Here is a 24,883-nt window from a genome sequence, read left to right as displayed (position 1 = left end):
ATTAGTCAATAAAAAAAGGTTACCTCATAAAGTCGAACGTACAAAGACTTATGAGTAACCTTATTTCAATCGTAATAAATAGTCTCAGGTTCTCTAAAATTTACAATTACCTTAGCCTGTCCTTCTACAATCTTAGCAAATTCATTCATCGTATAGTCATACTTTATATAGATTCTAGGTAAAAGATAGTCTTCATTCTTTGTACCCTTTTCTAAATAATATTTCGGATCTGTCGCTACTGCAAATTTATAGTACTTTTTTGTTTCCTCAATTACTTTATCATTATGATACCCATAAGGATAAGAGAGAGCTATCACAGCTTTTCCAGTGATTGATTGGATCTTATCTTTGGAATCTTTCAACTCATGCTTATAATCATCTATCTTCCTTAAATCTGGATGGGTTGCAGTGTGTGATTGGATTGAAAACATCCCTGTATCAGACATCTTTTTTAAATCCGTGTTAGAAAGACGATCCGGCCATCCAATATAGTCGGATATCGCAAAAATAGTTGCCCTTGGTGTAAACGTATCCGATTTCAATTTTTGAAAGATTTTTAACACATTTAAGTTGTTTTTATAACCGTCATCAATTGTTATAAATACAGGTTTCTTAACGTTATTACGGTCTCCCCATTGTTCAAAAGTTAAGAGCGTAAATCCATGATCACGTAAATAGATCATTTGCTTTTCAAAATTCTCAGGTGAGACAAACAAGTCTCTTACTCCGTGACCAGTAAACTCATCAATGGAATGATAAATTAAAATTGGAATTTTGTCTGCAGCATGTGTTTTTTCTGGCAGCTGTATCCACAAAAAAAGACATAGAAAAAATAAAGTTATCTTTCGCATATAAATCCTCACTTTATCTTTTTTCTATTAGTGTTCCAATTTCATTGCCTTGTATTATAAATTCTCTTACAAAATAAAAAAAGACTCGTAAATAACCGAGTCCTCTATCATTTATTGTTATAACGCCAACATCTTAATCATAGCAGTACTTAAGATTTTAACATCGTTTGATAGTGAATCTAGATTAAAACTCATATTCGGGTGATGCAAGCCTGGCTTCAAAACTGTTCCTAAACCGATCATTGTTGTTTGTAAATGAGGGAATTTTGTTTTGTAAAAATGAAAGTCCTCTCCTCCTGGAGTAATAACCGCTGGAGCTAAGCATTCATCTCCTATCGCTTCAACGATTGCCTCTTTTACAACCTCTTCCATAACGTGACTTTTTTCAGCAGCCACCATTTCCGCAATGGTTTCCATTGTAACTTCGGCATGATTGGCCGTTCCAGCTGCAAAAACCGCTTGTTCAATATCTTTAATTAACTCTTTCATTATTTCATTACGTTCGGCCCGTACATCAATTCCGAACTCAGCAAGGTCTGGAATGATATTTACATTTTCTCCACCGGCCCTAACCATTTTCATCTTTGCAGATGCAGAAACAGATGGGTCTACCTTTACCGCATTGACTGGATAAAGTAGTAGCCCCATGATAGATAGCAGGTGCCGCTTTTCCAAATTTCAATTCTTGAACAGGACGCACATGAAGACCAAGTAAAAGTTTCACGTCATTTAAAATCCCTTTTTCAATGATTGCTTTTGCACCTTTCCCAGTTTCCTCTGCTGGTTGAAAGATTATTTTTATTAATCCTTTAGGTTCATATCCAATTTCCTTCAAACAAGTTATGGCATACAGGACCATGGTCATATGAGCGTCATGACCACAAGAATGATTCGCTTTCCAATCTCCATCCACTAGTTGCCAGAAAGCATCCATATCTGATCTTATCCCAATTGTTGGTCCTTCATCTTTATTCCCCCAGTATCCAACGACACCTGTTATGTCCTCAAACGTTTCGTAGGGAATATTCAATTTTTCTAATTGTTCACATATGAATCCAGTTGTCTCAAATTCTTTCCAACTAATTTCAGCATGTTTATGAAGGTGCTGATAAGTGGACTTTATCGACTCGTAATGCTGAGAAACCCATGTATTAATCTCATTCATAAATGGCCAGACTCCCTTTTGCAAATGATTCTTGTAACTGTGATGTTACAAAACCTAGAATCGCTTCTAACCTTTCAATTCGCAGCGTAGGTCTCCCAGTTTGAAGAAGTGCGTGGCTTGAGTTCGGTATCCGAGCAAATTGCACCTCTCCTCCCTTGCGTTTAATGTGTGAATAAAACTGCTCAGCCTGTTCTATAGGACACCTTAAATCGCTCTCATTATGAAGAAGCAAAAGTGGTGTATTCACATTTTCAACATAAGCAAGTGGAGAGCGTTTCCAAAGTGATACTACATCCGTTTTCCCTTGAAATTCTACATCCATAAATTCCGGCGCGATATCACTAGTACCATACATCGATATCCAATTTGAAATACAACCTTCTGATACGGCAGCAAAAAATTGATCGGTATGAGTAATTAGCCAATTCGCCATAAAACCACCATAACTTATTCCATTGACTGCCACCTTGTTTTTATCAAGAAAATCAAAACGTCGTAAAGCCTCGTTTAATCCGTTAAAAAGATCGATCATATCCTTCCCGCCATAATCGCCACACACTGCATTCGTAAAATTTTCACCAAAGCCAGAAGTCCCTCGTGGATTAAGGTAAACAACAGCAAATCCTTTTGCAGAGAATAGTTGCATTTGGTGAAAATAAGTATAGCCGAACGAGGAATGAGGACCCCCATGAATATCTAATAATACAGGGTATTTTTTTCCTTCTTCAAAATTAGCTGGCTTAAGGACAAATCCTTGAATCTGCCAATCATCCTCTGAAAAATACGAAAAGACTTCTGGTTTGACTACCTTTACCTCAGATAAGTAGGCATCATTGCAGTGATCTAACCGTACTTCGTTTGTGGATAAAGATGGTGCTTCTAGAATAGAAAAAGCTTCCATTGGTTCTCTCTTTAAATAATTGTATCCTGTATTATTCTCAATACTAACAACAGCAATTTTTCCAGGGTGTTCAACAGACGAATACGCTATCACAAATGTTTGATCACCATTATAAGAGAAATGAAAAATAGTCCTGTCTCCACCAATTACTATACGTCCTCTTCCCTCTGAATCATCCACAGCAAATCGGACAACTTCATTCCTGCCTTCCCTGGTTCCGAGGCAAAAAACGTACTTTCCATTTTTAGACCACTGAGGTTTCAATGGACTTTTTAGGAAGCGCATATCAGTAAAAATCATATCACTTAGCGTATCATGATATTGTTTGCTTAAATATCTTACCTCTCCTCCATCTGCCGGAATGAAAAATACGCAATCCACTTTCCATCAGGTGAACGCGATGTGCGATATGTTCTACTACACTTAAATCATGTGAAATGAAAATATACGAAAGTCCTAGTTCTTCTTGTAAATCTTGTAACAAATATGGTTTATATACCTCACTCAATTTTGCCATTACCCTTCACCCTTTTCATTCAATTTAACACGTGGATCGATTAAACTGTAAACGATGTCTACTAATATATTAACGCTAACGTAAACAACTCCCATAAATAAGACAGTACCCTGAATCATCGGAAAATCCCTTGACATAATCGCACCGATGGAAAGTGTACCTAAACCTGGCCAATTAAAGACTTGCTCGATAATTACCGTACCACCAAGCAGAGCTGCTATTTGCAACCCAATGACAGTAATGATTGGAATAAGCACATTTCTAAAGGCATGGCGGAATAATATATGACGTTCCTCTAGACCTTTTGAGCGTGCAGTACGAATAAAGTCATTTGATAGAACCTCCACCATTCCATTTCTAGTTAATCTACTAATCATAGTAGACATGACTACTCCTAAAGTAATAGCAGGTAGAATGAGTGATCTGAGTCCAGTTCCATCAGCTATCGGAAACCAGCTTAATTTTACCAAAAATACTAAAATTAATAAGATTCCTAACCAAAAGCTCGGAATAGATACGCCTAAGGTTGCTAAGCCGGTACAAAATGTATCGATTATCGTATCCTTGTATTTCGCTGCTAAAACCCCCAACGCGATTCCAATAATGACGGCAAATACCATCCCAGTTGCTGCTAACTTTATTGTTTCAGGGAAACGATCTAAGATTTCAGTCAATACCGGTCTACCGGTTTTCAAGGATGTCCCAAAATCGCCGTGAAACACATTATTAATGTATTGTAAATATTGAACCAAAAGGGGCTTATCCAGCCCCAAATGGTGTGTTAGTTTTGCAACTTGTTCCGGTGATGCATTTAAACCGAGCATTATTTTGACTGGATCTCCAGGTATCAAGTGTATTAGAAAAAATGAGAGGATCGAGATACCAAAGATAACAATGATGGCTGAAATGATCCGGTTTAGAATGTATTGAGTCATTACTTACTCACCCAACTGTCATTTAAAAGTATATTCGTTGACTGAAGTTTTATATCATGTACTCTCTTATTGACAATATAAAACACTTTAGGAGAATAGACTGGCACCCAGTAGGCATTTTCAACAATCAACTTTTGAGCGTCAGCATAAATTTGCTTTCTTTCCTCAACATTGGTAGTTTTTCTGCCTTTTTCTAATAAAGCATCAAGCTCTGGATTATTCACTCGAATATGATTTAATCCTCCAATTTGACTTGAATGGAATAGCATATAAAGAATGTCAGGATCAGAATAAGAATAGCTTAAAATAGTATTATTAGAACAAAAAAGGACTAACCCTAAAGTTAGCCCACAACATTGTATTGCTATTTTTCGCCAGATCGTCCACTTTAATCAAGTCCTGATGTTTCGTCAATTATTTACATAATATTTAAAATAAAAGCTCATATTATTTCCTTGAAAATATTTTGAGACTTGTTTTGATAAAATACTTCATTATTCATCTACTCCACACCAATCTAGTAATGTGTAGGCAATTACCTCTGCACAACGAAATAATTCATCTAGATCAATGTATTCATTTGGATAATGTGCAACCTTCGTTTCCCCTGGTCCAAACACAATAGTAGGTATTTGTTTTATTTGTGTAAATAAACCGCCGTCTGTACCCCATGGAGAGGCTTCAATAATCGGTTCATTTTTATAAACATATTGATATGATTTCTTCAGAGATTCCATAAATGGATGCTCAAGATCGATACTACCTGGTAACCATCTTGCTCCAAAAAATTCAACCTCAACTGGATTTTCAGTAAACCAATCATCAATTAATGAAAGTGTTTTAAGCCACCTCGTTATTTCAAGTTTAGCTTCTTCGATTGTTTCATTCGGTGAAACACCTAGCCTTCCCTCAAGAGTAACTAGATCTGAGACAGAGGAGGGCCAAGTACCCCCATTTATTTTTCCGATATTAATCGGAATTGGAATTGGCACATTTTTGTATAGTGGATCATCTAGTAATCTTGTATTTCGAACTTTTTCTAATTGATTTATATGATTAATAACCATTATACTTTTTTCAATTGCACTAACACCTTCATACCTCGTTCCACCGTGTGCAACTTTACCTTTTACTTTTATTCGAAACCAAACACTGCCTTGCTGTTTGGGAAAAATTTTCATTTTGGTTGGTTCTGGAATAAGGACAGCATCTGCTTCGTATCCTCGTAATATCGTTGCTAGCGTACCTGCCCCTCCGCTTTCTTCCTCAATAACACTTTCAAAATAGATGTCACCTTTAAGAGGAATATTACATTTTTTTATTGCTTCAATCGCAAATAATGCAGCAACATTTCCGCCCTTCATATCTGTTGTTCCCCTACCATATAAGCGATTTCCTACGAGAGCACCACTATACGGATGGAGATCCCAACTACTTATTTCACCTTCAGGAACCACGTCAATATGTCCATTTAATATAATCGATCTACCATTTCCTATTCCGTTTAAAATTGCAACGATATTCGGACTATCCTCAAATGATGTTCGTTCTGAAATAAAATAGGATGATTTTGTTAATTCCTCAAATGATGGCTCAAAGCGATCAATCACTAATCCAAGATCCTGTAAATAATTTGAGACAATTTTTTGTGCAGCAGCTTCATTTCCTGAAACACTTTTTTCACGAACAAGAATCTGAAGTAATTCAATTGCCTTGTTCTTATTTTTATGAATATAGTCATTAATTTTAGCTTTCAAATCCAATCTTGATCACTCCCAACGATGAACAATAACATTTGGGTTCACAAATAGTGGAGCACCAGTTTTCTCAATCACATCGCTGACTAAATATGGAGACATTACTTCATTTAACCAAAGCTCTCCACTTTCTTTTTTAACTTCAATTACGGCCATTTCAGTAATGATTAAATCTACGCAACTTGGAGATGTAAGAGGCAGTGTACATTCAGAGACTATTTTAGGGTCACCATTTTTATTAGTATGGTTCATTAAAACAATTACTTTTTTGGATTTTTGAGCTAAGTCCATTGCTCCACCAATTCCTGGCACTCTTTTACCAGGGACAATCCAATTTGCTAAATCGCCATTTTTACTGACTTCGAGAGCACCGAGTACTGTTAAATCTAATAAACCTTTTCGAATAATCGCAAAGGCTATGCTACTATCAAAATAACTGGAACCTGGAATTAGTGTTACAGGTAATCCTGCAGCATTACATAAATTTTCATCTTCTTCACCTTTTTGCGGAGTAGGTCCTAAACCTAACACACCATTTTCTGCATGGAACATTACTTGGCAATCATCTGGTAAGTAATTTGGGATTAGTGAAGGAATTCCAATCCCAAGATTCACAATCATACCGCTCTTTACTTCTTTTGCTGCACGTTTTGCCATCATTTCCCTAGGATTTATTTTTCCCAAACCCACTTCCAATTCACTCCTTCCGATTGAACGATGTGGTTTACGAAAGCGCCAGGTACGATAATTTCTTCAGGTTCTAATGCTCCTAAAGGAACAATTTCATCAACTTCCGCAATTGTGATTTTTCCGGCCATTGCTACATAAGGATTCGTATTACGAGCACTCTTATCAAAAACTAAATTCCCAAAAGGGTCTGCTTTCTTCGCATATACAATTGAAACATCTGAAATGAGAGGAGTTTCAACTAAATACTCTTTCCCAAATACATTCACTCTCTGTTTATCAACATCTATTACACTATCAATCCCAATATCCACTAAAACGCCACCTAATCCAACTCCACCCGCTCGGATCCGTTCGATAAATGTACCTTGAGGACTGAACTCTATTTCTAACGTACCATCTGTCATTTGCTTTCCAGCATTCGGATTTGATCCGATATGTGTTGTAATCATTTTTTTTACTCTTTTAGCCGTCACTAATTGTCCGATCCCAACATCAGGAAAACCAGTATCATTTCCAATTAGAGTAAGATTTTTTACACCTTTCTCTAAAATGCTCCTTATTAATGTTGGTGGGTTACCGATTCCTCCAAATCCACCGAACATTAACACCATATCATCTTTAAAATAAAGCAAAGCTTCTTCAATACGAATGATTTTCCCGAAAGTATTGATTGCCATTATTCGATCTCCTTTGCTTCTTGATTTAGCTCATTAAATACTTCCTTCAATAAAGTTAGCAATTCATTTACTTGCGCATCAGTAATGACTAAAGGTGGAGAAAGCAAGAAACTATTTTCAGATCTTCCATATGGACCACTAACAGATGGATACAGTAATAATCCATGATTTTTAGCAATCTCAATTACACGATTTGTTACACTTTTACAATCAAAGAAATCTTCATTTATTTCAATACCGATCAGTAGTCCTTCTCCCCTGACATCGAATAGAAAAGGATACTCTTTCTGCCATTCTTTTAGTTTTAATTTGATCTTTTCACCTTGTATTTTAGAATTTTGTACTAATCCATTTTTTTCGACATAGTTTAAAACCGCTAAAGCTATACTTGCAGAGAGAGGATTTGCGCTAAACGTGTGTCCACTCATAACAAGTCGACTGCCTTCTAAAATTGGTTGCATTACACGATCACTTGCGATTGCTGCAGCAATTGGTGTATAACCAGCCGCTAATCCCTTACCAAGAACTAATAAATCGGGCACACAATTCCAATGATTCATTCCGAACATTTCCCCAGTTCTACCTATTCCCGTCATTACTTCGTCCGCAATAAGTAGCACATCATTTTTATCACAAATTTCTTTAATTTTTTCATAATATCCTTTTAGAGGAGTTAACGCAGCTCCTGCCGCACCAACAATAGGTTCAACTATAAAGGCTGCTACATTTTCAGAACCTAATTTCTGAATTGTACGATCAAGTGCAGTCGCACAAAGTAAACCACAATTTCCAGGCTCTAATTCAAATGGGCACCTTTTGCAATACGGCGCTTCAACCATTGGATAATCCTCTAGTAAACTAGTAAAACGTTTCCTCCTTAAAGGATGCCCTGACATAGATAAGGATCCGATGGTGATACCATGGTAGCTCATACTCCTTGATATAATCTTCGTTTTCGTATGAATTCCTCTTTCTTGAAAATGCTGTATTGCCATTTTCATAGCCGTTTCAGTTGCTTCAGTACCACTATTAACAAAAAAACTCCAGTTTAAATCTCCAGGTGCTAGCTGAGCTATTTTTTCAGCTAATTGTTCTGCCGCCTCACTCGTAAACTGTGATCTATAAACAAACGCCACTTTAGAGGCTTGCTTTACCATTTCATCAATTATTTCCTTAACACCATGACCAATACTTGCAGCAACTGCACCCGAAGAACCATCAATATATTTCTTTCCTTGCTTGTCCCATAGGTAGATAGTTTCTCCTCGATCAATTGTTGGATAACTATCACCTACAAGTGGTTTTATTAAATAATCCCTTTTAGTCATACTATCCCACCATCTTTCACTTAGATCTCATTACTATATATATAGTTGAAAGCGCATGAAGTTAGACTAATGAAAAACAATAGGGTTTACTTCGAATAAAAGTATGAGGTGGATAGATGCAAGGTTGAAATACTAACGAGACGCAAAACAATTTAGTATGTATTAAAAAATGAATAGCAAATAACAAATAGAAAAGGTTTAAATTAATTTAAATAAAGCTCCTCTAAATTTAAATGTTGATTGAAACTGAAAAAGACCACAAAAATGTGGTCTTACTTTTCTTTATGTAGCGAACGTATGCGTTAGCCAACCATGGATCAATAATTCACCACCACAATGAATGGAAGTTTATAACTTACTTCAAAAGTTGTCGAAGAAACATCTACAAAAGTTTCACCATTTCAAAATGTTCCACTGTTGGAAATGGGTCGTAAAAATGATGAAGCTGCTTTTTCCAATCTTGGTATTCATTAGATTGTCTAAATCCAATTGTATGGTCCTCCAATGTTTCCCACTGCACCAATAATAAATATTTCCCTTTTATTTCCATGCATCGTTGTAATTCATGTGACATGTAGCCTTTCATAGAAGAAATAATTTTTGATGCTTCTCGAAAAGCTTCTTCATATTGTTCCTCCATACCTTCCTTAACATATAGCATAACAGCTTCCAATACCATTTAATCACCCCTAATTATTTTGATCCGAATTTATATTATTCGGCAAAGTTTTAATCTCCACCTTTAAGTATCCTTAATCCACTAATCTACCAATAAGTTGAATAACAAAAACAACATCATTCTTTAACACAGCACTAAATAAAAAAAGCTTCGAGAAACTTACTCTCTTAGCTCTTTTTTCTATCAACATCTAAGCTGTTTCTATGAACAGCTTCTATTATTTTTTATTTCCGAATTTCATCATTAAATAATAACTTACTTTAGGGAATACTGAATAGACTTTTGCTCCAAATCCCATCCATGAAGGTAAATCGATTTCATGAACATTTTTTCCAATTAAAGAAATAACTTTCGAAGCAACTTTTTCAGGGTCTAACATCATTTTCCGAACAGATTTTGCGTATGATCCTGACTCATCAGCTATATCAAAAAACGGAGTATCCATCGGACCTGGATTTATATTCGTAATATAGATTCCGTCTTTTTCAACTTCTTGTCTTAAGGCATTGCTGAATCCTAGCACCGCATGCTTAGAACTCGCATATGCTGCAGCTTTTGAAGTTGCAATCTTACCTGCTAAAGAAGCGATATTAATAATATGTCCCTTCCCTTTTAGCTTCATAGACGTAAGGGCAAGCTTTGAACAAATCATGACCCCAAATACATTGACATCAAACATTTGCTTCATATCTTGAAATGACATTTGTTCAACTGTTTGAAATAGACCATAGCCTGCATTATTTATTAAAACATCGATTCCATCAAATTGCTCTTCGATTTGATGAAATGCATCATATACTGCATTTTCATCTGTCACATCTACAACAAAATAATGACATTTAACTGGAAAATCTTCTTGTATTTTTGCCTTTAAGTTTTTTAGCTCTGTTTCTCTTCTAGCAATTAAGACGATATTAGCGCCTTGTTTTGCTGCAGTTAAAGCTAAATCTTTCCCAAGACCACTCGAAGCACCTGTTATTACTACCGTTTGGTTACTTAACCTCAAAAATTCCCACCTCTATTATTGACTGACTGAATGCTCATTCGTTTTATACTCAAGTATACCATCATTTCGTTCATTTAAACTAATAAAACCTAAGTTTTCCAGGTAGTCTAATTGACCAATTGTTTCAGACAAAGTAAGTGAAAGTTGTTTTTGATAAACCTTTGGAAATAACATTTGGCAAACTTCATATGCAGTTAACGGTTGTTTTTTAACCATTTCATATACTTTTTCAGCTCTAGCTTTTTGCTTTTCTATTCTACTTTTTACTAAATCCTTAATATCTGTAACTGGATCACCATGACCAGTATATAATTTTGTAATCGGAAGTTCTGCTATTCTTTGTAAGGAATGATTATATTGAAGTAATGGCTTTACACGTTCGGTTTCACCATTTAATGGCGGCTCAATAATTGGGTTTGACGAAACCTTATCTAATAATAAATCCCCTCCGAATGCAATGCCATCATCCTCACTAAATAAAGAAATGTGAGTAGTTGCATGACCAGGTGTGTACAATACTTTCAACCCAAAAATACTATCAATTCGATCGCCCTCATCTATCGTATGAGTTAAAGAACGAATACTAGTATATGGCATTTTCTCTGTTGTACGTGGCATTCTTTGTACATATTCTTGTGGTACACCGTATAATAGTGCATTTTCAATAAAGTACTCATTATAGTAATTTAGGAATGATTGTTCCTGAGTTAAATACGGAATATTTCGTTCATGGCCTAAAATCTTCACATCTTCATTGAACTCTTCTAATAATCCTGCATGGTCTGGATGATGATGAGTTAAAATGACTTGTTCAATATCTTCTAATTTATACCCTATTTTATCTAATTCACTTTTAAGTGCATCTAAAGTATCTGGAGTATTCGTTCCTGTATCAATTAAAGTCAATAAATCTCCTTCAACTAAAAAAACATTTACTGTATTCATTGCATAAGGTACCGGGAGTGTAATTTGGTGAATCTTATCTTCAGGGATCATGTTAATTCCTCCTTATCAGAATCTTCTTACAGTTAATTCTAATATACATTTTAAAAAATACAAACAAAGATGATTAGAATTTTACATTAATGTAATACCATAGCCTAGAAAGTGCAGAGAACACGGGGATTGATAAAGGTATTAATCGTTACAAAACTAAAAAAATTTCCCAATTGACTTCTTTTCTACTTAAAATTTTGTCTGCACCTAAAAATTATTTAAAAATATTTTAAAAAAATTATATAAAAGTAATATGTCAACAAGGAATATAGTATTTATTTCTCTAATATAATATCTATTACAATAGAGGTGAGGTGAATGTAATGTTTCTAGGAAAAGTTGCGTTTATTGGTGCAGGTAGTATCGCAGAAGCATTAATTGCAGGATTAATTGAAAGTGGGTATATTGAGAGTGATCAAATTGCAATCACTAATAGGGCGGATTTAGAACGTTTAGATAGTTTACATACAAAATATGGTGTATTAGCTACTACAAACCGTCAGTTAGCAATCTCTGGTTCAAGTGTAGTTTTTTTAGCGATAAAACCTAAAGATGTTACAATCGCTCTTGATCAAATTAAAAGTTTTTTCAATGAAAAACAGTTAATTATTTCCTTAGTAGCAGGTGTTACAATCAGTAAAATTAAACAGTTACTAGGAAATGAAAATCTGAATATTGTTCGTGCAATGCCAACTACGTCTTCACTCGTTAGAAAATCTGCTACAGCACTTGCTTATCCAGATGAAGTTCCTTTTGAAAAGGTGCAAACTGCAAAAAGATTATTTGAGCGTGTCGGTATTGTCGCTAAAGTTGAAGAAGACGAATTACATGCAATGACTGGATTATTTGGTAGTGGTCCAGCCTATATATATTATGTCATCGAGCAATTTGAACGAGCTGCAATGGCACTAGGGATCCATCGTGATATTGCCAAGCCATTTATTCAACAAACTTTAATGGGTTCGATTTCAATGCTTCAAGAAACGAATAAATCTCCATTGACATTGAGGAAGAAAGTTACAAGCCCAAATGGCACTACTCAAGCTGGAATATCTGTTCTTGAAGACCGTGAAGTTGCTAATTCATTTTTAAATTGCTTTATTGAAGCAACTGTTCGATCACGTGAAATCCAAGAGGAATATGAAAAAATTAATAAAATTTAATCGGCTTGTCATGACTCTCTTCCTTAGGTAATAAAATGATACAGGTAACTGTGTTGTCCTAAGGGGGAGAGTTTTCTGATGAAAATAACAAACAGTAGAGTATTACGAGCGAGTATTAAGCGTATTCTCATCACAATTGCTTTAATCGTTACACTAGTTTTAATTGTTGGCTTTCTAACAATCAGTTATGTTGTTGGTAATTCAATGGTAGAAGCAAAAGGCAAACCACTTAGCTACCCTCAAAAAGTATCAACTCTCCTACTATTAAAATTCGATTCATTAAAGAAAGATAAAGAATCAAATCATGAAGTACATAAAAAGCTAAATTAAGGATTTAACTACGTCCATGCCTGTCAGACTGGCATCAAAAAAATCAACATATTAAATAAAAGAGCAAGGGACTGTATAATGATCTCCTTGCTCTTCTTTTTAATCATTTTTGAGTAGCATGACTTGTTGCGACTTCTTCATGCATAATATGAAACTCTTTTTTAATGATATCTTTTTTCAACTTAATATAATCGTCTTCACTAATAGTTGGTGGTAGCGTAATTAAAACTCTTCGATAAACCGAATCACTATCTAGTGTAATACAGCTCTTCAAATTAGAATATTTATTTACAAGCTTAGCTAATCTTGCTAATGCACCTTCATGTTCCATCGTACTAACAGTTAATGAATAACCGCCGTCCTTAAGTCCCCATGCTTCTTCTAATAATTCAAAAACTGTTTTATGCGTTAAAATTCCTACAAATTCATTTAGATCGTTTACTACTGCTAAATATGGAAAACGTTTAATCGTAAAGAATACTTTGAAAAATGGAGAATCTTCCTGAATTGGTGGACATTCTTTGCGCACAAAATCATTTACTGTCTTGCCTTGCAAAGAATCGTTATCTGCCAAATACTCAGCTAAATCAACACGATAAAGATTTCCAACATACTCTTTATCATTTTCACTTAAAACTGGAATACATCGATATTTTGTTTTCTTTAAAAGTTCCCATGCAAACTGTGCCTCAGTTGAAACCATACAATGAACTACATCATGTTTTTTTACGATATTACCTTTAATTCTCAATAATAACCCTACTTTCAAAATTTATTTTACTAATCATTCTTAATTTTTCTCTTTTAAAAACACAAATACAAAATAAAAACTCCATCAAGTCGCATGTTTTGATTAAAAGCACTGTTAACATAAATAGATTCGATTAAAAGCCCCTCATCCCAAAGATTGTAACTCTAAAAACCTCCTTATACGCTCCTCAATGTAGGATATATTGATGTTTAATTATGTGGGAACTTACGGATCTTACCTTAATAAATAACAATGTCTTTTAAAACGATCTCGAAGCCTTTCATAATTAATTCGCCCTTTCTCAAAATGTACCTTTTTTGTTTCATAAACTAATTCGAAATTTTCAAATAATTTTCTATACTATTTAAGGTCAACATCATATCTATATTTTTAAAAGAGAAATTTATTCCAAAATAATCAAAAAAAGACAAAAATGGGGTTCATCAGGAACTTATATTGCCTTTTCTTGTAATTTGCTTCCTCATATCAATTTCATGAGGTACTTCTTTTGCTTTTTCCTCTAATGTACTTCCTCATAACTGGTTCAAGAGGTACATATTTTGCTTTTTCTTCTAATGTACTTCCTCATAACGGGTTCATGAGGTACTTAAATTGCTTTTTCCTCTTATGTACTTTCTCATAACAGGTTCATGAGGTACTTAAATTGCTTTTTCTTAAACATTACTTACTCATAACCTCCTGTAGTGGAAATCTACCTAACTCATCTTTTTATTGAATTGTTCCATTTTAAATCCACAAAAAAAGAAGAGATAGGTGATCTCTTCTTCTCGAAAACGATTATGCTTCTTGCTTTACTTTATTTGTTAGTTCTTTTTTTAATAAGTCAATTTTGTAATCAAATGATTGAAGATCAAATTCTGAACGAACTCTTAGCTCTAAATCACGAATTTGTTTTTCAAAGTAGTTGAAGTCAATTGATGGCATTTTACTATTAAGTAAATGGTGAGTTTCATTTATTTTTTTTGTCGCGTGAGCCATGTTTTGGCGAGACATTAAGTCATATTTTTTCGTATGAAGCTCTTTTAACTTTTTTTCAATTTGATTAACTTGCTCATGCATAAAGCTAATTTCTTCTTCTGTTTTAGCGATTAATGTAACAAACTTTTCAGCTTGTTCTTTATAAAAAGCTAGATCTTCAGTTGCACGTTTGATTAGATCTTCTGCACCAGCTTCATTTGCAACCTTTAATTGCTCTTCACGTTTTTGCACCATTTGAAGTGCTCCCTCACGTTCGACCTGGAATTTCGTACGTAATGAGTAATGTCTTTCAAGTAACCCTCTTACTTTTCCTAATTCACTTTCAGATTGTTTAATGAAGTAATTTAATTGTGAGATTGGATTTTGTTGTTCTTTCTCATCTAATAAGCCATGTAAATCCGCTGAGATTTGATTTTTAATACGAGTAAATAAGTTTTTCATAGTCATACACTCCTCTTATTTTATAGGGTTGAAATTTTCATCATAAATATTAAATTCATCATCTTTAAGTTTTTTTTGATTTTTATAATCTTTATATAGGTAATAAAGCAAAATTGCTGCTGCTGCACCTATTAAAGAAGGAAGACCACTTATTGCAATCGATAAACCGATTAATCCAATAATTGTCCAGATGATTTTCATTAAAATCGAATCTGTTTTCATAAACTTTTTAAAACTGAAATATGTGATTACTAACCCAAGTGCTAAAGTAATCAAGCCACCTAAATTCGCTAAAGCAACTCCAATTAATATTAGTACGAGGATAAAAGTTAAGAACTTCTTCATGACCTCGTCGCCTCCTTTCAACTTATACTCTTATCTTATACAAGTTTTTATATTGGAATAATGGCCTGAGGAATGGTTTTATATCAGACTTAAGAAGTAGAAAAGCAAGACAAACAAAAAAACAGATCAATTTGGATAATCCATTGATCTGGTTTTGACTAAAAATTAGGTAGTTTAACACCTGCTTTTAATTGTAATAGTTGAGATACCGTTACAAACTGATAGCCTTGCTTTTGAAGAGCTGGTAAGATTTGTTTCAGTGCTTCGATAGTTTGACTACGGTCCCCTCCGTGATCATGAAAAAGAACAATATCTCCTTTTCTAGTATCTTTTAATACATTTGATACGATTTTATATACTCCTGGATTTTGCCAATCAAATGTATCCTGATGCCAAGACCACATAACGGTTAAATAGCCAAGGTCATGCACGGTATTTATCGAACGCTCACTATAGTAACCAAATGGTGGTCTAAATAATACTGGTTCAACATGAGTTGCAGCTATAATTGCATCATGAGTTTTATGTAATTGATCTCTTATTTGTTCATCAGTTAGATACTGAAGTCTAGCATGCGTATATGTATGATTCGCAACTTCATGACCTTCTTCTATTTCTCTCATTACAACTTCAGGAAACTTTGCAACTCTCTCACCGACTAAAAAAAATGTTGCTTTAGCATTATACTTCTTTAATAAATCTAAAACTTCTGGGGTATATTCATCATTCGGCCCATCATCAAATGTAATTGCTATTACTTTCTCTTTTACAGGTACCTCCCAAATAGCAGTACCTTGCTTTTCGTAGTAATATCGATTTTTGCTTTCAGCTGATGCATTAATAGAACTGTAAAAAATAGATTGGAAACAAAAAATAAATAAAAGGATAACTTTTAATTGTTTCAAAGCCATGACCTTCCTTTTACGCAGAATACTTATATCATGTCTCTAAACCATTCTTTTATGTACACTTCTCAACTTTTTAAAAGCTCTGCATCTAACTGAAAATTTCATTCGTGAAAATCAATCATTTCTTGTGATTTCGTATTCATCAAAATCATTCGCTATATATGTATGATCAAAGATTTCACGTGCTTCATCTAATAATTTTTTTGAAGCTTCCCCTTGATATCTGGCACTTATATGTGTTAAATAGAGAGTTTTAATTTCCTCACATTTAGCAACAGTTGCAATTTGGGTACTAGTTGTATGGAAATAATCATATGCATGAGCTGTTTCATCGTCTGCAAAGGTTGATTCATGAACTAATACATCCATACCTCTTGCAAGCAAATTACTTTTATCAGTTATACGAGTATCCCCTGCTATTGCAATGCGTCGACCTTTTTTTGAAGGTCCAATAAAATCCTTACCATTTAAAATTCTTCCATCCTCTAAAGTTACTGTTTTACCTTCTTTTAGGAATTTATAAACAGGCCCTGGTTTTACATCAATTTTCTTTAATTCCTCTACGTTTAATTCTCCTGGTAAATCCTTTTCAATAATTTGATAACCAAATGATTGAATTCCATGTTCTAGTTCTACTGCTTGAACAATAAATTGGTCATCTTCAAAAACAATACCTTCAGAAGTTTCAACATAATGAATCGGATATTTCAAATAAGTACCACTAATTTTAAAGCTAGTCTCCACATAATCCTTTAAACCTTTAGGCCCATAAATTGTTAATAAATCTTCTCCACCTAAAAATGTTCTACTACTTAATAGTCCAGGCAATCCAAAGATATGATCGCCATGGCAATGAGTAATAAAAATTTTCTCGATTCGTCGTGGCCTAATTGACGTATGTAATATTTGATGTTGTGTTGCTTCACCACAATCGAAAAGCCAAGTCGCTCCTCTTTCCTCTAAAAGCTGTAATGCAATACTTGTTACATTCCTACCTTTTGATGGCATTCCTGCTCCCGTTCCTAAAAATACAAGCTTCACGTTAATGCCTCCATCTTCATCATTTCTAATTGTTACAGTACCACTTGTATATTAAATTGCCAACACTTTAAAGAATGATTTATGAATTGATTGGGAAATTTACACAATAGAGCTTAGTTTTTTAAATATAATAAATGGAGGAAAACAATGCGAATACGTTTTTTCCAAATCGCCGCTGTATCACTAATTGCTAGCCTTACTTTAACCAGCTGTGCTAATCGAAATAATAATATAAGTGCATCGGAGAAAGAAAACGAAAATGATTTTAAAATTGGAATTGTGATGGGTAAAACTGAAATTCACGATAAAGGATTTAACCAAGCAGTTTGGGATGGAATTATAGAAACAGGAAAGAAACATGGTTGGAAGGAAAATAAAAATTATGTAAAAACCGATGTCCCAACAGACAAAGCAGCAAAAAAAGAATTAATGAAGTATGCAAAGAAAAAATATGATTTAACATTTGGAATAGGCTATTCATTTCAAAAAGCCATCTCTGATGTTGCGAGTAAAGAAAAAAAATCTGACTTTGTCATAATCGATGGGATTGTTGAAAAACCAAATGTCGTAAGTGTTACCTATCGTGAAGAGCAATCAGCATTCCTCGCTGGTATTGCAGCAGCGATGAACACTAAAACGCATAAGATTGGATTTATCGGTGGTACAAAAGATCCATTTATAAAAAGGTTTGAATACGGATTTAAAGCAGGTGTTATGTCTGTCGATCCAAAAATAAAAGTATTGACCGAATTTGCAAATTCATATGATAAACCTGCAGAGGGAAGTAAATTAGCAAAATCCTTATACAATGATAAAGGTGTAGATATAATTTTCCAAGTAGCAGGAAAAACAGGATTAGGTGTATTTACTGAAGCTAAAAAATTAAAGAAAAATGGTAAAAAGGTTTGGGTAATTGGTGTTGACCGGGATCAATATAAACAAGGATTACCGGAAAATGTCACCCTAACTTCCGCAATTAAAAGAATTGATAAAGGCGTAGATGAAGTAATCACAAAGAAATTAAAAGGGAACTTTCAAGGTGGACGCATTTTGAGATGGGGCATAAAAGAAAATGGCGTTGATCTTGCAAAAACAGATAAGAATTTAAATAAAGTCACTAAAGAACAAGTTGATTTATATAAAGCAAATATAAGAACAGGACATATCGAAGTACCAGAAACAAAAAAGGATTTTGATAACTTCTCTCCTACAAAGCCTGAAAAAGCAGAAATTAAAAAGAAAAAAGTAAAAATTGGTAAATAAAAAAATCTTGTCCAATTATATGAATATTCTGCATATAGTATAGTACCAACAAAAAAAGTTAGGTGTGATACTATGTCAATTCGAGATTTCATATTACTCTTCTATTGTTTTATCATCTTTTTATCTGTACCAATTGGGTATAGGTATGCTTCAAAGAAAACAAAAGAAACTGGACAATTTTTACCGTATTTAGTAGTATCGCTTGCCATTGTTTTAGCAGACGGAATCCTTTCTATTTTAGTTTGGTCACTATTTACATCACAAATGGATACATTCATGTATATAGGTGGATTACTTACTGGAATGATTTTCACATCAATCTGTGGCCTATTACTACTATCCATTTTACTTTTAAGAAGAAAGTATTTTTTAAACGCATTTGTTGATCTGAACACAGCTAGAATCGGAACGAATCCACCACCTGATGATCAATCAACCAATGATTTAAAGAAATAGAGCTCTCATGTTCTATTTCTTTTTTACTTAGAACAGTTTTTCCCTAAAAAAATTTTCGTCATTCGAAGCTAATAAATTGAGTTTTAGATCTAATTTTGTTTATACTTTCTTTAATTGATTTAGGAGGTTTCATAATGAAAGTTACAATTTATTCGGACTATGTATGTCCGTTTTGTTATTTAGGAAAAAAACCACTTGAGGACGCTATGAAAGAAGTTAGCGATGTAGAGCTTGAATGGAAACCATTCCAATTAAGACCTGAGGGAGCTGAACCTTTAAGTCCAAATAGTTCTTATATTCAACAAGGATGGAAATTCGGAGTTCAACCACTTGCACAAAAACTCGGTGTAGAGATGATTTTACCAACTATGGATCCTCATCCTTCAACTAAAAAAGCTCATAGAGGTTTTTTATTCGCAGAAGAAAATGGAAAAGGTGCCGAATATGCTCAAGCAGTTTTAGCAGACTTTTGGACAGAAGGCAAAGAAATTGGTGATGTAAACGTACTTGCAGATATCGCTGAAAAACTTGGCTTAGACCGTTCTCAATTCATAGAAGCTGTTTCAAATACAAAGTATGACTCATCGATCCAAAACCCTAATTTTATTAATGCAGTACCAACATTTATAATTGGTGATCAAGTTTTACAAGGTGTTCAAAGTAAAGAAGCATTTATTCAAGCATTAAACAACCAAAAACTTGTTGAGCAGTCTTCATTAAGCTGCGACATTGATGGAAACTGTTAATAATCTTTAATCAAAAAGGATTTCTCTTAAGTTTGTTTTACTTACTAACTTATGGGACATCCTTTTTAATTTTAATAAATCAAATGGGATAAACAATTTTTTAATTCATTATTTTGTTGATCGTTTTTCGGTTCGTTCTTAATCAAGAACAATTAAGCACAAATAACAAATCATTTCCCAGCTACTTTAACTTGACTCCAATCGATTACAAACAATTTACCAGTTAAATTTTTTCTTACTTCAGTAACAATACTCATTTGCTTTACAACTTCTGATTGAATTAATTTTTCTCCATCCCCACTACCATCATAATACAACGGCTTCTTCTCCATGATGTCACCTCCATTACTTATCAATGAATTATATTCTCTTTCTGTGTCGAAAACCCCTTTTTGAATTTGGTAATTCACAAAACTTTTTACACAAAAACTTATTTCCCATGAGCAATTTGTAGCACCTCAAATATCTTATGATAAGAACATGGTATCAATTTCTTTAATTATTTAATTTTTCTTACTATAATTACAATATAAATCTATTTTGAAAGGTGTTTTTCTCATGATAAAAGTTGGTATTATTGGTCTTGGCGCAATTGGCCAAAGATTAATTCCTTTATTTTCAAACCACCAAGAAACAAAAATAGTAGCAATTTGTGACACTTTAGAAGAAAGAGTTCAAGAAACAAGTAGCCAATTAGAATCAGTTTTCACCTTTACAAATCATCTTGAGATGCTTGAAAATACTGAACTTGATCTCATTTATGTTACTGTACCTCCAAAATATCACTATTCAGTAGTATCTGATGTAATCGCAAAAGGAATTAATGTGCTTTGTGAAAAGCCTTTAGCAAATTCAACAGAGGAAGCTCTAGGACTTTATACTCAAGCAAAGGAAAAAGGTATTTTTCATGCTATGAACTTTCCATTAAACTACAATGTTGGTAGTAAGTCTTTTGCTAGCCTTATTAAATCCGGATATGTTGGTGACTTAAAAAGAATCGAATTAAAGATGCGTTTTCCAAATTGGCCGAGACTATGGCAACAAAATGAATGGGTTGCTACAAAAGAACAAGGAGGTTATGTATTAGAGGTTGGTGTGCATTATATTCAACAAATTCAAAAGATTTTTGGTAACTTGAAAGTCAATACGAAACATATGCAATATCCCGCTGACCCTATTGCTTCCGAAAATGGAATTATCGCCTTTTTAGAATTAGAAGATGGCACTCCTGTATTAATAGATGGCTTAAGCCAAATTGCAGGTGAAGAAGAAATTAAATTTACAGCATACGGTTCGAAAGGAACTCTTTCTTTAGTAAATTGGGCTAATTTAGAAGGAGGAAAAATCGGCGAGCCAATTCAACAAATAGAAGCCGATCAAACTTTAGCTGATTCATTAATTGACAATTTAGTAAAGTCTTTAAAAGGTGAAGAAGCTACAATCATAGATTTCTCTGAAGGCTACAAAGCACAATTAGTTTTAGAAGCATTAAGAGGATAAATCCCTACATAAAAGTAAAAGGTGCTCTCTTTAAGAAGCACCTTTTTTAACGCTTTTAATGTTCGGATTTATTTTACTGGAATCCAAATTTCAGTATAATAATCTTCACTAAATGGATTTCCTTCCGGATAAAGTTCAAATTCTGGGATGCCTGCATGTGAATAGCCGCTTGAAGGAAACCATTCCGAAAAAATCTTCTTCCATGCCGATTGCATTGCATGTGGCATTGCTCCGTGAACACCAAATACAGCCCATTTTGATGCAGGAATTTCATGATGATAAAAACCTTCTGGTACATCTCCTTCGTATTCGGTTGCAACCCAATATTCTAGTAGATTTTTTGATTTTTGCTCCTCACTCATCATACAAACTCCTAAAACACCTTTAATGTCACCGTTGTTAATTTCGTACAAACGATCACTCGTACCATTTTCATTAACCTCTTCCCACATTTTAGGAATCAGTTGCTGTTGTTGATCATTCAAATAAGAAAACTCTTTTTTCACTCCAACTACTTGAAAAGCACTTTTTTCTACAATATTAAATTGCATTGGTTCTGCTCCCTTCAAACTCACCTGAATAACGAGGCGGTTATATGATTTTAGATTTCCAATAAACTTTCTTGCTTCACTTGGGGTTATACCATGCTGTCTTCTAAACGCTTTTGCAAAAGCCTCAGGAGAGTCATACCTATATTTCAAGGCAATGTCAATTATTTTATGATCAGTAGTTGTTAATTCATTGGCTGCTAGCGTCAATCTTCTTCGTCTTATATATTCAGCTATATTCATATCAGTTAAAATTGAAAATGTTCGCTGAAAATGAAAAACAGATGAATTAGCTTGTTTAGAAATATCTTCAATCGTTAACTCGTTTAATAAATTGTCTTCAATATAATCAATTGCCTTTTGTAAAGATTCAACCCAAGCCATATGACACCTCCCTTAATTACATCCTAACAAGTTAAATTTATTGAGTCCTGTCTTTTTATGCTCTTTTGTGACAGATAATAGTCAATTAGCCCCTTTTCGATCAGCCATTGCTAAAATGACAACCGTACTTATAATACAAAGGCTACCGATCCAGTCTATTATTTCAAAATTTACACTTAACCAAATTACTGATAGTACAGCTGCGGATAGAGGTTCCACACATGCAAGTAAGCTAGATTCAGAAGCATTAATATACTTTAAACTCTCTAAATAGCAATAAAAGGCTATTAACGTCCCAAAAATAACAATAAAAATTACTGCGAAATATGCACTCATCGACCAATGACCTTGGAAATTAAAAGGTGAATGTATGAAGCTAAAACAAATTCCACCGATTAGCATTCCCCAACCTACAACGATTGTCGACCCAAATTTTTTTAAAAGATTTTGAGGCTGTATTGAATAAAATGCCAAAGCAAAAGCTGAAGCTAGTCCCCAAAATAATGCCCATCCAGTAATAGACAATCCTTCAATCGTTCCATGCGTTACCAGTAAAAATGTCCCTGCAAGCGCTAAAATGACAGCCAGTACTTCTTTTCTAGTCGGTACTTTTTTGAAATGCATTGCTAAATAGCATGTAATAATGACAGGTGCCAAATATTGTAAAATTGTCGCCGTAGCAGCATTTGAAGCTTTTATTGCGGCGAAGTATGTATATTGAACTGCTAACATTCCAAGAATACTAAATAACAATAAACTTAAGACATCCTTCTTATCCTTCCAAATTTCTGTTATATTTCTTTTTTCTTTCAGACTAGCAAAAACTAGTAGGATGTTTCCTGAAAACAATAATCGAATAACTACTAACCATTCTGGACTAAAATGATTTCTTTGAAATACAAATTGTGCAACAGTTCCAGATATGCCCCATAATATTGCCGCAGTTAATACGAGAATAAATCCCTTCGTTCTTGAATTTGTTAAGGCAATCTTATCTGCACTCATTTTTACTCCCTCCACAAAAAATATAAAAATTAAAATAAGTTAATAGAAAAATCGTACCTAACTATTCAGAATATATCAATCAAAAATCCTTTAATTTTCAACAATTAGATTAATTGAGAAATTGTGATTAGAATTTGCTTAATTGGAAAAATTGAACATATACGATTTTGGATTAAATGATTTAGGAGACAAGTCTATGAATGAGTTATATGAATGTATCATAGTAGGGGGAGGTTTCGCAGGTTTACAGGCATCAATTCAGCTTGGGCGATACCAAAGGAATGTACTCGTAATTGACTCAAATTATGGGCGGTCAACATTATGTAAAACATATCGTAATATATTAGGTTGGCCGAATAGTATAAGTGGACAAGAGCTAAGACAACTGGGAAGAAAGCATGCTGAAGTCTATGGTGTATCATTCACCCAAGATAAAGTAATAAGTATACATAACGTAAACAATCAATTCTTAATAGAGACGAAAACAGGAAAATCTTATTCTGCCAAAACAGTCTTACTCTCAACTGGACTAATTGATCGAATTCCTCAAATTAAAAATCTAGTCGATTGTCTTGGATCGACAATTTATGTTTGTCCAGACTGTGATGGATATGAAATTTTAAATAAAAGTGTTTTAATACTTGGATCTGGTAATACTGGTGCAAATCTCGCCATAACATTAGCTTATTGGTCAAAACAAATTACATATATTAATCACGAAGGACATGACCTTGATTCCAAATTAAATGACCACCTTCAGAAAATTGGAATTCACTATCGAAAAGAAAACATTAAAGCAGTACTCAAAGAAGACGATTCCACTTTTAAAGGCATTTGTTTACAAAGTGGTGAAATAATTTATGGGGACCGAGCTTTTATTGGTTTTGGTGGAAATGAAGTACAAAATAATCTTGCTATCCAACTAGGGGTAAATCTTTTAAATAATAAGCATGTTATTGTAGACCCGCGGACAAAGGAGACGAATGTTCCAAATGTATGGGCAGCCGGCGATTTAGTAGCCCATTCTCAACAAGTTACAATAGCAATGGGCGATGGTACCCAAGCCGCTGTTTGGATTCAAAAAAGATTATTAGAAATGAGTGTAAAAGATTCATAAACAACATAAAAAGAGATAAGCGATTTCCCCCCCACCTTATCCATTCTCAACAAAGTTACTATTTAAGCTCAACAAAAAAAGTATTACATCATTTAATGAAGTAATACTTTTTTGCTGTTTTCATCTTATCAAATCGTTTTAGAAAAATACTTTTATTAACGTATACATAGTGATGATTGCTAAAATAAACACTAAAATTGGTATTAATATTCGGATAAAAGTTGAAGGCATTCGATATCTTCTATAAGTATCCTCAATACAAATAATACATAGTAAATAGATTAATCCTGAAATGATTGCTCTAGCTAAATCAAAATTCCCTAGAGATCTAATGGTGTGATTAACATGTTGAACATGCTGAAATATATAAAATTGTACAAGATG

General features: G+C 33.9%; 29 protein-coding genes and 1 pseudogene. 7 read left to right on the top strand and 23 right to left on the bottom strand.

Annotation, left to right across the window (positions count from 1 at the left end; genetic code table 11):
• Positions 1–65 precede the first annotated feature (65 nt).
• The 14 genes and pseudogenes from CN514_RS11130 to CN514_RS11070 form a co-directional block, all read right to left on the bottom strand.
• Positions 66–851 carry a polysaccharide deacetylase family protein gene (locus tag CN514_RS11130; RefSeq protein WP_098232637.1) on the bottom strand — a complete coding sequence of 262 codons (786 nt, stop codon included), beginning with the start codon at positions 849–851 and terminating at the stop codon, positions 66–68.
• 117 nt (positions 852–968) lie between these two features.
• A complete protein-coding gene (locus tag CN514_RS26490) occupies positions 969–1,433 on the bottom strand; it encodes a M20/M25/M40 family metallo-hydrolase (RefSeq protein ID WP_286141642.1) in 465 nt (154 codons plus the stop codon).
• Entirely contained in the window at positions 1,420–2,016 is a 597-nt protein-coding gene (locus tag CN514_RS26485; RefSeq protein WP_286141641.1) for a M20/M25/M40 family metallo-hydrolase, read from the bottom strand. The genes CN514_RS26490 and CN514_RS26485 overlap by 14 nt, the downstream gene beginning before the upstream one ends.
• A complete protein-coding gene (locus CN514_RS11120; RefSeq protein WP_286141640.1) occupies positions 2,009–3,097 on the bottom strand; it encodes an alpha/beta hydrolase family protein in 1,089 nt (362 codons plus the stop codon). The genes CN514_RS26485 and CN514_RS11120 overlap by 8 nt, the downstream gene beginning before the upstream one ends.
• 196 nt (positions 3,098–3,293) lie before the next feature.
• Positions 3,294–3,401: pseudogene (locus CN514_RS25305) on the bottom strand (dipeptide/oligopeptide/nickel ABC transporter ATP-binding protein); the annotation flags it as partial.
• A 32-nt stretch (positions 3,402–3,433) separates the two neighbouring features.
• The gene (nikB, locus tag CN514_RS11110; protein ID WP_098232635.1) at positions 3,434–4,369 is read right to left on the bottom strand and encodes a nickel ABC transporter permease; all 936 of its coding nucleotides are present in this window, start codon (positions 4,367–4,369) and stop codon (positions 3,434–3,436) included.
• Positions 4,369–4,593: a hypothetical protein gene (locus CN514_RS11105; protein ID WP_098232634.1), complete on the bottom strand. Its 225-nt coding sequence runs from the start codon at positions 4,591–4,593 to the stop codon at positions 4,369–4,371. Before CN514_RS11105 ends, nikB begins: the two co-directional genes overlap by 1 nt.
• Positions 4,594–4,863: 270 nt before the next feature.
• Positions 4,864–6,132, bottom strand: coding sequence for a peptidase (locus CN514_RS11100; RefSeq protein ID WP_098232633.1), 1,269 nt, complete (start codon positions 6,130–6,132; stop codon positions 4,864–4,866).
• A gap of 6 nt (positions 6,133–6,138) precedes the next feature.
• Positions 6,139–6,786: a 3-oxoacid CoA-transferase subunit B gene (locus CN514_RS11095; RefSeq protein ID WP_435817624.1), complete on the bottom strand. Its 648-nt coding sequence runs from the start codon at positions 6,784–6,786 to the stop codon at positions 6,139–6,141.
• A gap of 11 nt (positions 6,787–6,797) precedes the next feature.
• Positions 6,798–7,427: a CoA transferase subunit A gene (locus CN514_RS11090; protein ID WP_025671666.1), complete on the bottom strand. Its 630-nt coding sequence runs from the start codon at positions 7,425–7,427 to the stop codon at positions 6,798–6,800.
• A 65-nt stretch (positions 7,428–7,492) separates the two neighbouring features.
• Positions 7,493–8,821 (bottom strand): aspartate aminotransferase family protein, encoded by a 1,329-nt coding sequence (locus CN514_RS11085; protein WP_098232630.1) that lies wholly within the window; start codon positions 8,819–8,821, stop codon positions 7,493–7,495.
• A 382-nt stretch (positions 8,822–9,203) separates the two neighbouring features.
• Entirely contained in the window at positions 9,204–9,500 is a 297-nt protein-coding gene (locus CN514_RS11080; protein ID WP_098232629.1) for an antibiotic biosynthesis monooxygenase family protein, read from the bottom strand.
• A 217-nt stretch (positions 9,501–9,717) separates the two neighbouring features.
• Positions 9,718–10,506 carry an SDR family NAD(P)-dependent oxidoreductase gene (locus CN514_RS11075; RefSeq protein WP_098232628.1) on the bottom strand — a complete coding sequence of 263 codons (789 nt, stop codon included), beginning with the start codon at positions 10,504–10,506 and terminating at the stop codon, positions 9,718–9,720.
• A 15-nt stretch (positions 10,507–10,521) separates the two neighbouring features.
• Positions 10,522–11,502 carry an MBL fold metallo-hydrolase gene (locus tag CN514_RS11070; RefSeq protein WP_098232627.1) on the bottom strand — a complete coding sequence of 327 codons (981 nt, stop codon included), beginning with the start codon at positions 11,500–11,502 and terminating at the stop codon, positions 10,522–10,524.
• A 323-nt stretch (positions 11,503–11,825) separates the two neighbouring features.
• Here CN514_RS11070 and proC point away from each other — a divergent pair, with 323 nt between their 5' ends.
• Positions 11,826–12,665 carry a pyrroline-5-carboxylate reductase gene (gene proC / locus CN514_RS11065; protein WP_098232626.1) on the top strand — a complete coding sequence of 280 codons (840 nt, stop codon included), beginning with the start codon at positions 11,826–11,828 and terminating at the stop codon, positions 12,663–12,665.
• 78 nt (positions 12,666–12,743) lie between these two features.
• Entirely contained in the window at positions 12,744–12,995 is a 252-nt protein-coding gene (locus tag CN514_RS11060; protein ID WP_098232625.1) for a hypothetical protein, read from the top strand.
• A gap of 103 nt (positions 12,996–13,098) precedes the next feature.
• Here CN514_RS11060 and cbpA read toward each other — a convergent pair whose 3' ends face one another.
• From cbpA to rnz, 5 genes are all read right to left on the bottom strand, one after another.
• Positions 13,099–13,746, bottom strand: coding sequence for a cyclic di-AMP binding protein CbpA (gene cbpA, locus CN514_RS11055; RefSeq protein ID WP_098232624.1), 648 nt, complete (start codon positions 13,744–13,746; stop codon positions 13,099–13,101).
• Between the two features lie 798 nt (positions 13,747–14,544).
• Complete coding sequence (locus CN514_RS11050; RefSeq protein WP_049819743.1) at positions 14,545–15,186, bottom strand: PspA/IM30 family protein; 642 nt, start codon at positions 15,184–15,186, stop codon at positions 14,545–14,547.
• Between the two features lie 15 nt (positions 15,187–15,201).
• A complete protein-coding gene (locus tag CN514_RS11045) occupies positions 15,202–15,531 on the bottom strand; it encodes a lmo0954 family membrane protein (protein ID WP_097974594.1) in 330 nt (109 codons plus the stop codon).
• A 158-nt stretch (positions 15,532–15,689) separates the two neighbouring features.
• Positions 15,690–16,442, bottom strand: a complete 753-nt coding sequence (locus CN514_RS11040; protein ID WP_098232622.1) for a polysaccharide deacetylase family protein — start codon at positions 16,440–16,442, stop codon at positions 15,690–15,692.
• 111 nt (positions 16,443–16,553) lie between these two features.
• Positions 16,554–17,480 carry a ribonuclease Z gene (gene rnz / locus CN514_RS11035; RefSeq protein ID WP_098232621.1) on the bottom strand — a complete coding sequence of 309 codons (927 nt, stop codon included), beginning with the start codon at positions 17,478–17,480 and terminating at the stop codon, positions 16,554–16,556.
• Positions 17,481–17,627: 147 nt separating this feature from the next.
• Here rnz and CN514_RS11030 point away from each other — a divergent pair, with 147 nt between their 5' ends.
• The 3 genes from CN514_RS11030 (at position 17,628) to CN514_RS11020 (ending at position 19,945) form a co-directional block, all read left to right on the top strand.
• Positions 17,628–18,743 (top strand): BMP family lipoprotein, encoded by a 1,116-nt coding sequence (locus tag CN514_RS11030; RefSeq protein ID WP_098232620.1) that lies wholly within the window; start codon positions 17,628–17,630, stop codon positions 18,741–18,743.
• Between the two features lie 72 nt (positions 18,744–18,815).
• Positions 18,816–19,199 carry a hypothetical protein gene (locus tag CN514_RS11025; RefSeq protein ID WP_098232619.1) on the top strand — a complete coding sequence of 128 codons (384 nt, stop codon included), beginning with the start codon at positions 18,816–18,818 and terminating at the stop codon, positions 19,197–19,199.
• A gap of 134 nt (positions 19,200–19,333) precedes the next feature.
• Complete coding sequence (locus CN514_RS11020; RefSeq protein WP_098232618.1) at positions 19,334–19,945, top strand: DsbA family oxidoreductase; 612 nt, start codon at positions 19,334–19,336, stop codon at positions 19,943–19,945.
• 170 nt (positions 19,946–20,115) lie between these two features.
• Here CN514_RS11020 and CN514_RS25675 read toward each other — a convergent pair whose 3' ends face one another.
• Positions 20,116–20,277, bottom strand: a complete 162-nt coding sequence (locus CN514_RS25675; RefSeq protein ID WP_176525872.1) for a hypothetical protein — start codon at positions 20,275–20,277, stop codon at positions 20,116–20,118.
• A 226-nt stretch (positions 20,278–20,503) separates the two neighbouring features.
• Here CN514_RS25675 and CN514_RS11015 point away from each other — a divergent pair, with 226 nt between their 5' ends.
• Positions 20,504–21,445 carry a Gfo/Idh/MocA family protein gene (locus tag CN514_RS11015; protein ID WP_098232617.1) on the top strand — a complete coding sequence of 314 codons (942 nt, stop codon included), beginning with the start codon at positions 20,504–20,506 and terminating at the stop codon, positions 21,443–21,445.
• Positions 21,446–21,513: 68 nt separating this feature from the next.
• Here the strand turns inward: CN514_RS11015 and CN514_RS11010 are convergent, their stop codons facing one another.
• Both CN514_RS11010 and CN514_RS11005 read right to left on the bottom strand, forming a co-directional pair.
• Complete coding sequence (locus CN514_RS11010; protein ID WP_098232616.1) at positions 21,514–22,377, bottom strand: AraC family transcriptional regulator; 864 nt, start codon at positions 22,375–22,377, stop codon at positions 21,514–21,516.
• An 81-nt stretch (positions 22,378–22,458) separates the two neighbouring features.
• Entirely contained in the window at positions 22,459–23,382 is a 924-nt protein-coding gene (locus CN514_RS11005; protein ID WP_098232615.1) for a DMT family transporter, read from the bottom strand.
• 196 nt (positions 23,383–23,578) lie between these two features.
• Between CN514_RS11005 and CN514_RS11000 the strand changes: the two genes are divergently transcribed.
• A complete protein-coding gene (locus CN514_RS11000) occupies positions 23,579–24,499 on the top strand; it encodes an NAD(P)/FAD-dependent oxidoreductase (RefSeq protein ID WP_098232614.1) in 921 nt (306 codons plus the stop codon).
• Between the two features lie 138 nt (positions 24,500–24,637).
• On the opposite strand, the gene CN514_RS26170 is transcribed toward CN514_RS11000, so the two are convergent.
• On the bottom strand, positions 24,638–24,883 hold a 246-nt coding region (locus CN514_RS26170; RefSeq protein ID WP_217993922.1), incomplete at its 5' end, for a hypothetical protein.

Source organism: Bacillus sp. AFS001701 (assembly GCF_002559405.1).
GTDB lineage: Bacteria > Bacillota > Bacilli > Bacillales > Bacillaceae_G > Gottfriedia.
This window is presented reverse-complemented; position numbering and strand designations above follow the sequence as displayed.